The organism is Labedaea rhizosphaerae, from assembly GCF_004362825.1.
Taxonomy (GTDB): Bacteria; Actinomycetota; Actinomycetes; order Mycobacteriales; family Pseudonocardiaceae; genus Labedaea; species Labedaea rhizosphaerae.
The window spans coordinates 360803-376606 of sequence record NZ_SNXZ01000002.1; the positions used below are offsets into that span (position 1 = coordinate 360803).

Annotated in this window: 2 protein-coding genes and 1 pseudogene; all 3 read right to left on the bottom strand. The window is 73.6% G+C overall.

Translation table 11 applies throughout. The features are described from left to right. Positions 1-4782 carry a type I polyketide synthase gene (locus tag EV186_RS40465; protein WP_133849173.1) on the bottom strand — a complete coding sequence of 1594 codons (4782 nt, stop codon included), beginning with the start codon at positions 4780-4782 and terminating at the stop codon, positions 1-3. 40 nt (positions 4783-4822) lie between these two features. Then, a pseudogene (locus EV186_RS11200) lies at positions 4823-10183 on the bottom strand (type I polyketide synthase); the annotation flags it as partial. 133 nt (positions 10184-10316) lie between these two features. Further along, entirely contained in the window at positions 10317-15791 is a 5475-nt protein-coding gene (locus EV186_RS11205) for a type I polyketide synthase (protein WP_133849175.1), read from the bottom strand. Between the last annotated feature and the right edge of the window lie 13 nt (positions 15792-15804).

The window sequence follows — 15804 nt, forward strand, 5'->3', positions numbered from 1 at the left end:
TCATCCCTCGTTTCCACGGTTCGCGCGGGCGCGCCTGCGCCGCTGGCCTCGCGCGGAACTGATTGCGACTACGTCTTGCGGGGTGCTCGCGCCGGTGCCGGCGGCGGGCCGGACCGCGGCGGCGAACTGCGCCACGGTCGGGTGTTCGAACAGCACGGCGGGCGCGATGGTGGTGTCGAGTTGCTTCTCGACGGCCAGCACCATGGCCATGCCGACCAGGGAGTTGCCGCCCAGGTCGAAGAACGGGTCGTTGACGCCTACCTGCTCGATGCCCAGGTAGGCCTGCCACACCTCGGCGATCGCGCGTTCGGTGTCGTTGCGGGGCGCCACGAACTCGGTCCGCAGCCGCGGCCGGGGGAAGCGTTCCCCGGCCGGCGCGACCACGCTGGCCTCGACCAACGAGTCGAGATCACCCAGCGCGGACCACTCCCGCAGCGAGTCCGCAATGGACTGTCGCAGTGCCAGCACGTTGCCGTCACCGCGGCGCACCGCACGGTCGAGCAACGCACACCCGCCATTGTCGGTGAAGCCGTACTTGCGGCGGTAGGCCCCCGCACGCTCAGCAAGTTCGCTGGCACTACCTGACAGCGCGGACTGCCAGGCGTCGTGCAGCCACGGTCCCCATGCAACGGTGACCACTGTGGACGTTCCGGCGGCCGCCAGCGCAGCGCCGTAGCTGTCCAGCACGGTGTTCGCCGCGCAGTAGTCACCCTCGCCGATACCACCGAACGCGGTGACGGCGGACGAGTAGAGCACCAGCAGTTCCGGGCGTTGCTCGGCCGGGGTGTCCGGACCGAACAACTCGGCCAGCGGCCCCATCGCGGCGATCTTCGGGGCCAGCACGGCCCGTGTCCCCGCCGCGGTCTGCCGTTGCACCATTCCGGACGACGGCAGCCCGGCGGCGTGCACGATCCCGTGCAGCGCACCGAAATGCGCCCGGCAGTCGTGCAGCGCGGCTCGCAGCTGGTCCGGCTTTCCCGCATCGGCGGCCAGGAGCAGGACCTCGACGCCTGCGGCTTCCAGCTCGGCGACGTCGGTCAGGGTGTGGGCGGCGGGGCTGTCGGGCTCCGGCACGCGGTCGCGAAGGATCGGGCTACGCCCGACCAAGGCCAGCTTGCGCACCCCCGCCCGCGCCAAGTGCTTCGCGAGCGTCATCCCGAGCCCCCGCGTGCCACCGGTGATCAGGTAGACGCCGTCGGTCCGCCACGGCGACTGCTCGTCCGTTGTGGACGGTTCCGGCTCGACCCACTCCTGCGACCACCGCCGGCCCCGGCGCCATGCGGCCAGGCCGTCCTGTTCGGGACGCTGCAGCTCGTACCGCAGTGCTTCGGCCAGCGCGGCGGGCTGTTGCTCGTCGATGTCGGCGCCACGCCAGTCGACCGCCGCGTACTCGCGGCGCACCGTACGGCCGAGCCCGTGCACGACCGACTGCTGCGGAGCGAGCGCGTCGCCGCCGAGGACCTCCACGGCGGATCGGCTCACGGTGAGCAGCCGCACCGGTTTGCGGGTCAGCCGTTCGCCGAGCGCCTGCACGGTGTGCAGCAGGTGGTCGTAGCCGTGCTCGATCGCCGACGTCAGCTCCGCATCGGTCGCGTACACCGGCGTTTCCTGCGCGGCACGCAGACCCCACAGGTACGCGACGTGCACCGGCGCCTCGTCGTCGGCCGTCAGCCCCGCGAACACCTCCTGGTAGTGCGCCGGGACGGCCGGGTCTATCACGACCCGCCGACCGTCCCGGCGCAGCTCGGTACCCGGCACGACCTCCAGCACCGGGATCCCAGATGCCTCAGCGAGATCCGCGAGCGCGGTGCCGATGCCGTCCTGGTCGGCGAACACCACGAGCGGTCCCGTGAACGGTTCGGCGCCACCGGGCCGGACGGTGTCGCGCCGCCACGACGGCACGTAGTAACGGTCCTGCGGCTGCCCGAGTTGCTGGGCGGCAAGCGAACCGGGGATCACCAACGGCGTCTGCTGGGTGGCGTCCGGCCAGAACCGGGTGCGCTGGAACGGGTAGGTCGGCAGCGACAACAGCTGTGCGCCGTCCCGGCCCGCCGTCCAGTCGACCGCGACCCCGCGCTCCCACAACCGGGCCCGCACCGCGGCGAGCGCGGTGGGCACATCCGCGTCGGATGCACCACGCATCCCGGTCCAGGCCGAGGGCAGCGTGCCGAACACACCCACCGCCGCGGCGGCGTCGAGGTTCTGCCGCACCAGGCCGCCGAGCGTCTGCCCGGCACCCAGCTCGACGAACACGTCGACGCCCTGCTCGACGCAGTGCCGGACCCCGTCGGCGAAGCGCACCGGCCGCACCAGGTGCTCGGCCCAGTAGGCGCTGCTCGTCGCCTCGTCGGCGGTGAGGGTGGTGCCGGTGCTGTTCGACACGATCGTGGTCGTCGGCGCGTGCTTGTCGACCTTGTCCAGCACGGCGGTCAGCTCGTCGCGGGCCGGCGCCAGCAACGACGAGTGGAACGCGTGGGCCGAACGCAGCGGCCGGTTGGCGATGCCGTCGGCGGTCAGCCGGGCGGCGGCCGCGGCCACCGGCTCGGCGGCGCCGCTGAGCACGGTCATCGCGGGACCGTTGAGCGCGGCCACCTCCACACCGTCCACATCGGACAAGGCGGCGCGCACCCGGGTCGCGTCCGCGGCGGCCGCCAGCATCTGCCCGGCCGGCGCGGCGGCGATCAGCCGGGCCCGCTCTCCGATCACGTACAGGGCGTCCGCGAGGCTGAACACGCCGGCCACGCACGCGGCGACGTACTCGCCGAGGCTGTACCCGACCAGCAGGTCCGGGCGCACGCCCCAGTGCGCGAACAATTTCGCGAGCGCGTACTCGACGGTGAACAGGAACGGGTGCGCGAGCACGGCGTCGTCGAGCTCGTCGGGGTTCGCCTTGCCGGTGCCGTCTCCGCGACCGAGCAGGGTGGCGAGGTCGTCGGCGGGCCGGTCGGCATCGTCCGGTGCCGGGAACAACAGCGGCCGCAGGTCCACCCCGCAGGACTGCTCGGCCAGCGCGACGCACTCGTCGATCGCCGCGGCGTAGACCGGCTCGGACCGGTAGAGCTCGCGCCCGAGGCCGCGGTACTGGTCGCCGGTGCCCGGCAGCAGGAACGCCACGCGGGGCCGGCGCTTGGCCGTGACCGGCGTGACGTGCTCGGCCGAGGCGGCGAGCTGGGCCAGTGCGTCAGCCCGGTCGGTGCACGTGACCGCGTGCCGCACGGCCATGTCGGGGCGGCCGGTGAGCAGCGTGTGCTCGACGTCGGCGAGGTCGGCCTCCGGGTGCGCCTCGAGCCACTCGGTGAGCGCCGTGACCCGCGCCTTCAGCGCGGGCGCGCTGGCCGCGGAAACCCCCAGCACGTAAGGACCTTCGTGGCCCGCGGCGGGCTGCGGCCGCGGCGCGGTCTCCAGCACGACGTGGGCGTTGGTGCCGGACCAGCCGAACGAGCTGACCCCCGCGACGACCGGCTGGTCGTCCTCAGTGGACAGCCGGACCGGATCGGTGACCGGGCGGACCGTGCCGTCGCCGGGGATCGCGTCGGCGGGCTCGGCGTAGTTGCGGTTGGCGGGCACCTCGCCGTGCTGGAGCACCATGATCGTCTTGACCAGCCCGGCCATGCCCGCCGCGGACTGGGTGTGGCCGATCGCCGACTTGATCGCGCCGATGTGCACCGGCCGGTCGGCCGGGCGCCGGCCGAACACGTCGTGCAGGGCGGCGAGCTCGATCGCGTCACCGAGGCGGGTGCCGGACCCGTGCGCCTCGACGTAGGCGACGTCCTCGGGCCGCACGCCGGCGTCGGCCAGGGCGCTGGTGATCACGTCGACCTGGGCCGAGCGGTTGGGCGCGGTGAGCCCGTTGCTGCGGCCGTCCTGGTTGACCGCGCTGCCCCGCAGCACGGCGTGGATGCGGCGACGGTTGCGCAGCGCCGAGGACAGCCGCTCGAGCACCACGACCCCGCCGCCCTCGCCGAGCACGTAACCGTCGGCGGACTGGTCGAAGGTCTTGCACCGGTTGTCCGGCGCGAGCATCGAGGTCGCGCACGTCTGCACGAACGTGTCCGGCTGGATGATCAGGTACACCCCGGCGGCGACCGCGAGGTCACAACCGCCGCTGCGCAGCGACTCGACCGCGAGGTGCACGCCGACCAGCGACGACGAGCACGCCGTGTCGACGGTCATGGCCGGCCCGCGCAGGTCGAAGTGGTAGGCGAGCCGCCCGGCCGCCACGTTGGTGGCGACGCCCTGGCCGAAGTACGGGTCGGCGAACACGCCGTTGCCCATCCGCTCGATCTCCAGCCGGCCGTACTGGCCGCTGTCCATCAGGCCGACCATCACGCCGGTGCGGCTGCCGGCCAGCCGCGACGGCGGCGTGCCCGCGTCCTCGAAGGCCTCCCACACCAGCTCCATCAGCAGCCGCTGCTGCGGGTCGGTGCGCAGTGCCTCGAGCGGCGAGAGGCCGAACAGCTCCGCATCCCACCCGGCGATGTCGCCCGTGAGGAAGGCGCCCTGCTTGGTATAGGTGGTGCCGACCGAGCGCCGGTCCGGGTTGTAGTAGTCCTCGGCGTTCCACCGCTCCGGCGGGACCTCCGCCACCGGGTCGCGGCCGGTGACCAGCAGGTCCCAGAAGGCGTCGGTGGTGTCGGCGCCGCCCGGGTACCTGGTGGACATGCCGACCACGGCGATCGGCTCGTGGCGTGCGGCCGTCACCTCGGCAAGACGCTGGCGCGTCTCGGCGAGGTCGACGGTCGCGCGCTTGAGGTAGTCGCGCAGCTGGTCCTCGTTCGCCATGGGTCGTGCCTTTCGGGGGTAACGCGGGAGTCGGACCGGGTCAGAGCTGGGTGTCGATGAACGCGAAGATCTCGTCGTCGGAGGCGGAACCGACCTGGATCTCCTCGCCCGCCTGTTTCGTGCCGGCGTCGAGCCGGGCGAGCGTGCTGCGCAGGATGGCGAGCACCTTGATCCGCACCGAGTCGTCGTGCTCGGGCAGCGCCTCGGCGACCTTGTCGAGCACGACCCGCAACGTGTCGTCCGGGCTCTCGGGCGCCGGGCTGAGCGCGCTGTGCAGGTACTCGCCCATCTTCTGGGCCGTGGGGTGGTCGAACGCGAGCGTCGCGGGCAGCCGCAGGCCGGTGGCGCCGCTGAGCCGGTTGCGCAGCTCGACCGCCCGCATCGAGTCGAAGCCCAGCTCGGTGAACGCCGCATCGGCGGGCACGCCGTCCACGGCGGTGGCGAGCACCGTGGCGATGTGCGTGCGAACCAGGTCGACGAGCGCGTCCTGCGCCTCGGCCACGGACATCGCCGCCAACCGTTCGAGCAGCTTGCCCGCCGCGCCGCTCTGACCGGCTGCGGCCGTCCGGCGTGTCTTGCGGACCAGGCCACGCAACGCGACCGGGAGCAACCCGCTCTCCGCGCTCGCCCGCAGCCCGGCGGCGTTCCAGGTGGCCGCGACGGTCAGCGGGTGCGGGGCGGTCAGCGCGTCGTCGAACAAGGCGAGCCCTTGGGCGACCGTGAGCGGGACGACGCCGGTGCGGGCCAGCCGCGCCAGTTCCGCGTCGGTGAGCGCGCCGGTCATCCCGGTCTCGTTGGCCCAGAGACCCCAGGCGATCGAGACCGCGGGCAGCCCGGCGTGGCGCCGGTGCGCGGCCAGCGCGTCGAGCGCGACGTTGGCCGCCGCGTAGTTGCCCTGGCCCGCGTTGCCGAGCACGCCGGCGAGCGAGGAGAACAGCACGAACATCGACAAGGGCAGATCGGCGGTCAGCTCGTGCAGGTGCCACGCCGCGTCCACCTTGGGGGCCAGCACCCGGTCGAGGCTCTGGGTCGTCAGCGCGGGCACGGTGGCGTCGTCGAGCACACCGGCCGAGTGCACGACGCCGGCCAGCGGCTGGTCGGCCGGGATGCCGGCGAGCACTTCGGCGAGAGCGTCCTTATTGGACACATCGCAGGCGGCCACGCGCACCGACGCGCCGAGCTCTTCGAGTTCGGCCACCAGTTCCGCGGCACCCTCGGCCGCCGGACCGCGCCGCGACACCAGCACCAGCGACCGGACGCCGTGCCCGGTGACCAGCCGCCGCGCCACCAGCGCACCCAGACCACCGGTGCCGCCGGTCACCAGGACCGTGCCCGGGATCGGCTCCGGCGTGGCGGCGCCAAGCTTCCTGGTGGTCAACCGCGGCGCCGACACGGAGGTCCCCGTGTCATCCGTGCGGACCACCAGTTGTGGCTCGTCGGAGGCGAAGCCCGCCGCCAGCAACCGCCAGTCGGCGAAGCCCGAGGGCACGTCGGCGACAAGGAACGCACCAGGCTGCTCGGCCTGTGCGACCCGGACGAGACCCCACACGGCGGCGCCGGTCATGGCGGCCGGCTCCGCTCCAGCGTCCGGACCAACCGCACCGCTGGTCAGGAACACCAGGCGGGTGTCGCGGAACGCGGCGTCGTCGAGGCGTCCGAGCCAGTCCTGCAGCGTCGTCAACGTCCGGTTCGCGACGCCGTGCACGGCGGCCGGCAGGCCGTCCGCGGGTGCCTCGGTGGCGACCACGACGAAGTCCGGGGCGGGGGCACCGGCGACCACGGCGGCCGCCAGCGTGTCCACGCCCGCGTAGCAGGGCAGGTCCGCGACCGGCGCGCCGAGGCAGGCCCACCGTGCGTCAGCACCGCCGTCGTCGAGCGCGACCGGGGTCCAGACGAGGTCCTGCGCCGTGAGCCCGGCCGTGCCCGCCGACAACGCGTCGGCGGCCAGCTCCCGGACCCGCAGCGAGTCGATGGCCACCACGGGCGATCCGCTCGCGTCGGCCGCCTCGATGCCGACGTCGTCACCGGACACGACCAGCCGGACCCGCAACGCGGTCGCGCCGGTGGCGTGCAGGCGGGCGCCGCGGAAGATGAACGGCAGCCGCAGCCCGTCACCGTCGTCGGCCAGCACCGCGGGTTGCAACGCTGCGTCGAACAAGGCCGGGTGGATGCCGAACCGCGCGACGTCCAGGCCCTCCGGCGCGGCCAGCTCGGCGAACACCTCGTCGCCGCGCTTCCACGCCTTGGTCACGCCCTGGAACAGCGGCCCGTAGCCGTAGCCCCGTTCGGCCAGCTCGTCGTAGCGCCGGGGTACGTCGACCGCTTCCGCTCCCGTGGGCGGCCACTGCACGGCCCACGCGCTGCGCTCCCCCGCATCGACGTCGGGACCGATGGTGCCGGAGCAACAACACGACCACTCGTCCGAACCCTGGCGCGCGTAGACGGCGATGGCGCGGTGCTGGTCCTCGTCCGGTGCGGCGACGGTGATCTGCACCTCGGTGGCCGCGGATTCGGTCAGCACCAACGGGTTCTGCAGGGTCAGCTCCTGCACCTGGCGGCAGTCGGCGATCGACGCGGCCTCCAGGGCCAGCTCCACCAGCCCGGCGCCGGGGAACAGCACCACGTCGTTGACCGTGTGGTCGGCCAGCCAGGGCGTGGTTTGCGGCGAGAGGCTGCCCGCGAGCAGGAAGCCGCCGTCGGCCAGGTCGTGCACGGAAGTCATCAGCGGGTGCAGGTCGGTACCGCCCGCGGCCCGGCGGCGGTTCCAGTCCAGCCAGTGCCGCTTGCGGTCGAAGGCGTAGGTCGGCACGGCGAGGTCCGGGCGCGCGGCCGGGCCGAGCACCGTGGTCCAGGCGACCGGCGCGCCCAGCACGTATGCCTGCGCAGCGGCCTGGACGAACTGGCGCCAGTCGCCGTGCTCGCGGCGCAGCGTCGTGGTCGTGCGCCCGCTGAGCTCGGCGGCCGCCAGGATGTCCTCGATGTCGCCACGCAGCACGGAATGCGGGCTCACCTCGAGGAACAGCGGGGTGCCCGAGCCGGCGAACCGGCCGATGGCCTGCTCGAACCGCACCGGGTTGCGCAGGTTGTCGTACCAGTAACCGGAGTTGAGCTTGCCGGTCGGGATGAACTCGGCGTGCAGCGACGAGCAGAACTCCACGTCGCAGTCGCGCGGCTCGACGCCGCCCAGCACGTCGGCCAGCTCGTCGCGCAGCGCGTCGATGTGCGGGGTGTGCGAGGCGTAGTCCACCTTGATCCGGCGGACCTTCACCGGGCCGTCGGCGTTGGCGTCGACGAGTTCGTCGAGCGCGTCGACGTCTCCCGCGAGGACACAACTCGCCGGTCCACTGTGGACGGCCACCCAGAGCCGGTCCGCCCACGGGGCCAGCAACTGCTCGGCCTCGGCCGGCGCCAGCGCGACCGCGGCCATGCCGCCGGTGCCGCGGATGCGCTCCAATGCCTTGCTGCGCAACGCGACGATCCGCGCGGCGTCGGCCAGCGACAGCGCGCCGGCCACGTACGCGGCCGCGATCTCGCCTTGCGAGTGCCCGATCACCGCGCTGGGCTCGACGCCGACCGACCGCCAGAGCCGCGCGAGCGAGACCATCACCGCGAACAGCGCGGGCTGGATCACCGCCGAGCTCTCCAGCGCGGGTGCCCCGTCCTCGCCACGCAACACCGCGATCACCGACCAGCCGGTGTGCGGGGCGATCGCGGCGTCGCAGAGCCGCAGCTCTTGGGCGAACGCCTCGTTGGTGTCCAGCAGCTTCGTGGCCATGCCGGCCCACTGCGTGCCCTGCCCGGGGAACACGAACACCGGGCGCACACCCGGACCGGCGACCCCGGTCAGCAGCGCCTGGTGCGGTTCGCCGTCGGCCAGGGCGGCCAGCGCGGCCAGCAACTCGGTGCGGTCCTGCGCGTGGACCACGGCCCGGTGCTCCATCGGGGTGCGGGTGGCCAGGACCCGGCCCGCGTCGGTCAGCTCGGCGGGTGGCGCCGAGGCCGCGAACTCCCGCAGCCGCGCGGCCTGCAGGCGCAGCGACGCCTCCGTGCGGGCGGAGACGACCCACACCAGCGGGTCGGCCGCGACCGGTTCGGGCGCCTGCTCGACGGGTTCCGGTGCGTGTTCCAGGATCACGTGGGCGTTGGTGCCGCTGATGCCGAAGCTCGACACGCCGCAGCGGCGGGTGCCCTCGGCCGGCCAGGCCATCCGCTCGGTGACCACGCGGATCCCGGCGTCCCAGTCGATGTGGGTGCTCGGGCGGTCCCCGACGTGCAACGACGGCGGAAGCTCGCCGTGCCGCATCGCCATGATCATCTTGATCAGACCGGCCACGCCGGCCGCCGCCTGCGTGTGCCCGAAGTTCGACTTGGCGGACCCGATCCACAACGGCTCGCCGTCGCCGGTCCGGCCGCGGCCGTAGGTCGCTGCCAGGGCGCCCGCCTCGATCGGGTCACCCAGTGGCGTCCCGGTTCCGTGCGCCTCCACCGCGTGCACGTCGCGCGCGTCCAGTCGCGCGTCGGCCAGCGCCTGCCAGATCACCTTCTCCTGCGCGGGACCGGACGGCGCGGCCATGCCGTTGCTGCGCCCGTCCTGGTTCACCGCGGAACCACGCACGACCGCCAGCACCTGGTGCCCGTTGCGCACCGCGTCCGACAACCGCTCGAGCACGAGCACGCCGACACCCTCGGACCACGCGGCACCGGCGGCGTCCGCGGAGAACGCCCGGCAACGACCGTCCGGTGAGGACGCGCGTTGCCGGCAGAACTCCACGAAGGCGTCCGGAGTGGCCATGACGTTGACGCCACCGGCCAGGGCGAGCGAGCACTCTCCGCGCCGCAAAGCGTTGGCGGCCAAGTGAAGCGCGACCAGCGACGACGAGCAAGCCGTGTCCAGGCTGACCGCGGGACCCTCGAAGCCGAAGGTGTAGGCCACCCGCCCGGACAGCACGCTGGCCGCGCTCGAGGTCATCAGGTTGGCCTCGACCTCGGCGGGCACGGCCCCGATGAAGCGCGTCGCGTAGAAGTCGTAGATCGAGCCGGCGAACACCCCGGTGCGGGAGCCACGCAGCCCGGCCGGGTCGATCCCGGCCCGCTCCAGCGCCTCCCACACGGTCTCCAGGAACAGCCGGTGCTGCGGGTCTGCCGTCAACGCCGCGCCCGGGCTCATCCCGAAGAAGTCCGCGTCGAAGTCGCCTGCCTCGTAAAGGAACCCGCTCTGGCGCACGTAGGCGTGCCCGGCTGCCTCGGGATCCGGGTCGTACAGCTCGTCGAGGTCCCAGCCGCGGTCGGCCGGGAAGTCGCCGATCGCGTCCACCCCGCCGGCGACCAGGTCCCACAGCTGCTCGGGGGTGCGCACGCCGCCGGGGAACCGGCAGCCCATGCCCACCACGGCGATCGGCTCGTGCCGCGCCGACTCGGCCTCGGCGAGCCGGTTCCGGACCGCGGCGAGTTCCTGCGTCGCTCGCTTCAGGTAACTGCGCAGTTCTTCCTCGGTGGCCATGACGAACCTCTCCATCCAACCCAGCGGGCAGCGATCAGGCTTTGTTGTCGATGAGGGCGAAGATCTCTTCGTCCGATGCGGTGCTCACCTGGTCCAGGAGCCCGGCGGTCAACCTGACCGGCTCCGGGTCGACGAACCGGCCGACCGCACCGCGCAGGAAGGTCAGCAACGCCGCGCGACCGTCCTCGTCCTGCTGGCCGAGGATGCCGTCGATGTCGTCCAGCGCGGCCCGCAACTGGTCCTGCGGGCTCGGTTTGGCCGGCGTGAGCAAGGTGCGCAGGTGCTCGGCCAGCCGCGCCACCGTCGGGTGGTCGAAGGCGAGCGTGCTCGGCAACTGCAGCCCGGCCACGGCGTCGAGCCGGTTGCGCAGTTCGACCGCGCTGAGCGAGTCGAAGCCGAGGTCGGAGAACTCCAGGTCGATGTCCACCAGGTCCGGGCTGGACTTGGCCAGCACCGCGGCGACGTGGCCGCGGACCAGGTCGGTCACCGTGCGGCGGGCCTCGGCCTCGGGCATCTCGGCCAGCCGCGCGGCCAGCGCGGAGCGCCGAGCGGCCGACTCGCCGGACGCGGCGGCACGGACCGGCACGAGACCGCGCAGGATCGACGGCAGCGCACCGGCGTCGGCCCGGCCGCGCAGCCCGGCGGTGTTCCAGTTCGCCGCCACCACAAGGGAAAGCGGCGAGGTGAGCGCGGTGTCGAAGACGGCGAGACCCTGCTCGACGCTCAGCGCGGCGACCCCGGAGCGGGCCAGGCGGGCCACGTCGGTGTCGGAGAGCTTCCCGCTCATCCCGGTCGCGGTGTCCCACAAGCCCCAGGCGATCGATACGGCGGGCAGGCCCAGCCCGTGCCGGTGGGCGGCCACGCCGTCCACCGCGGCGTTCGCCGCCGCGTACGCGCCCTGTCCCGGGTTGCCGACCACGCCGGCGAGCGAGGAGAACAGCACGAACAACGACACCGGCAGGTCGGCGGTCAGCTCGTGCAGGTGCCAGGCGGCCAGCGCCTTCGGCCCGAGCGTCGCCACGACGCGGTCGGCGGTCAGCCCGTCCACCGTCGCGTCGGCCAGCACGCCCGCGGCGTGCACCACGCCGCACAACGGGCGCTCGGCGGGGATGTCCGCGAGGACCGCGGCCAGTGCGTCCTTTTCGGACACGTCACCGGCCGCCACCCGCACCGACGCGCCAAGGCTTTCGAGTTCCTCGACCAGTTCCGTGGCGCCCTCGGCCGCAGGACCGCGCCGCGACACCAGCACCAGCGAGCGCACCCCGTGGCCGGTCACCAGCTTGCGCGCGACCAGCGCGCCGAGTCCACCGGTCCCGCCGGTCACCAGCACGGTCCCCGACTCCGGGGCCGTCCACGGCTCGGCGGCCGGGTCCGGCCGCCTGCGGGCCACCCGCGGCACCAGGACCTGACCCGCCCGGACCAGCAGCTGCGATTCGCCCGCGCGCACGGCGGCGGTGAGCAGGTGCCAGTCGCCGAACCCGGCGGGCGCGTCGAGCAGTACGAACCGGCCCGGGTGCTCGGCCTGCACGGCGCGCACCATGCCCCACACCGGCCCGGCCACGACCGGCCCGGTACCGCTCTCGTCGAACGCGCCGCTGGTCACCAGGACCAGGCGGCTGTCGGTGAAGCGCTCGTCGGCCAGCCAGCCCTGCACGGCGCTCAGCGTCCGAACGGTCAGCTCGCGCAGATCGTCGGTCACCGAGGAACCATGCGGGCGCAGGCCGATCACGACGCAGTCCGGCGCGGCCGAGACGATGTCGTCCAGTCCATCCACTGTGGACTCTACGGTCAGCCACCGCAGCGGCTCGCCGCCGTCGGTCGCGTCGGCGGGCACCCAGTCCACCGCGCCCAGCTCGGGGGCGCCGCCACCGGCCATCGCCGCCAGCGCGGCCGCGGGCACGGCCCGGGTGCGCACCGCGTCGATGCCGAAGACCAGCTGCCCGTCGGCGTCGGCAGCGGTCACCGTCGTCGCGTCGCCCGAGGTGGTCAGCCGCACCCGCAGGGCCGCCGCGCCAGATGCCCGCAACCGGCTGCCCTGGAAAACGAACGGCAGCCGGAGCTCGCCGGCTTCGGCGGTGAGCAGCAAGGGGTGGAACGCGGCGTCCAGCAGGGCGGGGTGGATCCCGAACCCGCTCAACGCGAGGTCGTCGGGCGCGGTGAGCTCGGCGAACAGCTCGTCGTCGCGGCGCCACACGGCGGACACGGCCCGGAACGCCGGACCGTACTGGTACCCGATGGTCTCCAGTTCGACGTACCCGCCGTCGACGTCGACCTCGCTCGCCCCGGCCGGCGGCCACGAACGGGCCCAGTCGGTGTCGGCGGCCTTGTCCGGCCCGGCGGCGGCGAACGACCCGGAGGCGCTGCGCGTCCAGCCTTCGTCGCCGGTGCGGGAGTAGACCTGGAACTTGCGGCCCTCGGCCGCGCCCCGCTCGACGACGACTTGCAGCGCAAGCTCACCACCCGGTGAGAGCAGCAGCGGCGCCTCGAACATCAGCTCGGCGACCTCGTCGAAACCGGCCTGCGCACCGGCGACCAGCACCGCTTCGAGCACCGCGGTGCCCGGCACCACGACCGCTCCGCCCACCTGGTGGTCGGTCAGCCAGGGCAGCCCGGCGGCGGAGATCCGCCCGGTGAGCACGAAGCCCCCGTCGTCGCCGAGCTCCACCGACGCCCCCAGCAGGGGGTGGTCCAGCGCGCGCTGGCCGACCGAGGCGACATCGGAGCCGCGGTGCGTCGCGTCGATCCAGTAACGCTTGCGGTCAAAGGCATACGTGGGCAGCGCCACGGCCGGCCCCGCGCCCGGCCCGAACAGCGCGGGCCAGTCGACGCCGACCCCGGTGACGCTCGCCTTGGCCAGGCACGTGGTGAACGCGGTGGTCTCGGCCACCTTGCGCCGCTGCAGGGCGACCACGGTGGGCCGGCCGTCGACGCAGTGCGGCACCATCACGGCGAGCACCGCGTCCGGACCGACCTCCAGGTAGCGCTCGACGCCCTGGTCGGCCAGCTGGCGCAGGGTGTCGCGGAACATCACGGCGTGCCGGACGTGCGCGCGCCAGTAGGCCGGGTTGGTCCAGGACAGCTCCGCGCCGTCCCCGGCGTCGGGCAGGTTCGCCGCGTACGGCAGCCGCGGCTGGGTGAAGGTCACCTCGGTCAGCTCGGCGTCGAACGCGTCGAGCATGGGCTCCATCAACGGCGAGTGGAACGCGTGGCTCGTGGTGAGCTTGCTGGTGCGCCGGCCCGCCTGCTTCCAGTGGGCGGCGACCGCGAGGCAAGCCTGCTCGGCACCGGAGATCACGACGCTGGTCGGGCCGTTGACCGCGGCGATGTCGACCAGGCCCGCGTGCTCGGCCAGGGTCGGCGCCACCTCCTCGGGCGTGGCCTCGACGGCGACCATCACGCCGCGGTCCTCGATGGCCTGCATCAGCCGGGCGCGCGCGGTGATCAGCCGGGCGGCGTCGGTGAGGGTGAAGACCCCGGCCAGGTGGGCGGCCGCGTACTCGCCGATCGAGTGGCCCGCGACGTGGGTCGGCGTGACGCCGAACGAGGCCAGCAGCGCGGTGGCCGCCACCTCGAAGGCGAACATGGCGGGCTGGGTGTACCCGGTCTGGTGCAGCAGCGCGGCATCCGCCGAGTCGTCTTCGGCCCACATGACCTCGCGCAGCGGGCGGTCCAGGTACTGGTCGAGCTTCGCACACACCTTGTCGAACGCCTCGGCGAACACCGGGTACGCCGCGTACAGCTCGCGGCCCATGCCGTGGCGCTGGCCGCCCTGGCCGGTGAACAGGAACGCCAGCTTGCCCTTGTCCCTGGCCTCTTTGGCGAATCCGGTGACCACGGCGTCGGTCGGCCGGCCCGCCAGGTGGTCCTCGACGGCGGCGAGCAGTTCGTCTCGGTCCGCGCCGAGCACCACCGCGCGGTGCGCGAGCGAGGACCGGGTGGTGACCAGGGCGCGCGCCACGTCGACCGGGGCCACGGACGGCTCGGCCGCGACGGCATCCCGCAGGCGGGACAGCTGCCCGCGCAACGAGTCCGGGTTGCCCGCGCTCACGACCCAGGCCAGCGGACCGTCATAGTCGGGTACCGGCTCGGGCTCGGCCGGCGCAGGCGCCTGCTCGACGATGACGTGCGCGTTGGTGCCGCCCATGCCGAACGACGACACGCCGGCCCGCGCCGGACCACTGTGCTCCGGCCACGGCCGCCGCTCGGCGATCAGGCGCAGCCCGGAGCTCTCCCAGTCGATGTCCGTGCTGGGGTGCTCGGCGAACCGCTGCGGCGGCAGTTCGCCGTGCTGCATCGCCATGATCATCTTGATCAGACCGGCCATCCCGGCCGCGGCCTGCGTGTGCCCGAAGTTCGACTTGCACGACCCGATCCACAGCGGGTCGTCCGACGTGCGGCCGCGCCCGTAGGTGGCGGCGAGCGCGCTGGCCTCGATCGGGTCGCCCAGCGGCGTCCCCGTTCCGTGCGCCTCCACCGCGTGCACGTCCCGCGCGTCCAGCCACGCGTCGGCCAGCGCCTGCCAGATCACCCGCTCCTGCGCCGGCGCGGACGGCGCGGCCATCCCGTTGCTGCGCCCGTCCTGGTTCACCGCGGAACCGCGGATGACCGCCTGCACGCGGTGACCGTTGCGCACGGCGTCCGACAACCGTTCCAGGGCAAGGACTCCCACGCCCTCGGACCACACCGCACCGGTCGCGTCGGCGGCGAACGGCCGGGTCTGCCCGTCCGGGGAGAGCACCCGCTGCCGCGAGAACTCCACGATGATGTCCGGGGTCGCCATGACGGTCACGCCACCGGCCAGCGCGAGCGAACACTCCCCGCGCCGCAACGCGTTCGCGGCCATGTGCACGGCGACGAGCGAGGACGAGCACGCCGTGTCGACGCTCACCGCGGGACCCTCGAGCCCGAGGCTGTAGGCCACCCGGCCGCACAGCACGCACGCGGAACCCGAGTAGAGCACCGTGCCCTCGTGGTCCGGCGGCATCGAGCCGATGAACCGCGTGGAGTAGTCGTTGTACATGGCGCCCGCGTACACCCCGGTACGCGAGCCGCGCAGGCTCGCCGGGTCGATCCCGGCCCGCTCCAGCGCCGTCCAGCTCGACTCGAGGAACAACCGGTGCTGCGGGTCGGCCGTGGCCGCCGCACCCGGGCTCATGCCGAAGAACTCCGCGTCGAAATCCGCGGCGTCGTAGAGGAAACCGCCGTTGCGCATGTAGGTGTGGCCGACCGAGTCCGGGTCCGGGTCGTACAGTTCCTCGAGGTTCCAGCCACGGTCGGTCGGGAACTCGCCGATGGCGTCGACGCCGCGGGAGACCACGTCCCACAGCTGCTCGGGCGAGGTGACCCCGCCCGGGAAGCGGCAGCCGATGCCCACCACCGCGATCGGCTCGTGCTGGGCCAGTTCCGCGTCGGCGAGCCGGCTCTCCGCCTCCGTCGCCCGGCTGCGGGCCGTGGCGAGTTCCTGCGTGGCGCGCTTGAGGTAACTGCGCAGCTCTTCCTCGGTGGCCATGTGACCGAACCTC

What these genes read in the sequence shown, in the direction of transcription:
- EV186_RS40465 (WP_133849173.1), bottom strand. Translation starts at nt 4,782, where the DNA reads ATGGCGAACGAGGACCAGCTGCGCGACTACCTCAAGCGCGCGACCGTC.
- EV186_RS11205 (WP_133849175.1), bottom strand. Translation starts at nt 15,791, where the DNA reads ATGGCCACCGAGGAAGAGCTGCGCAGTTACCTCAAGCGCGCCACGCAG.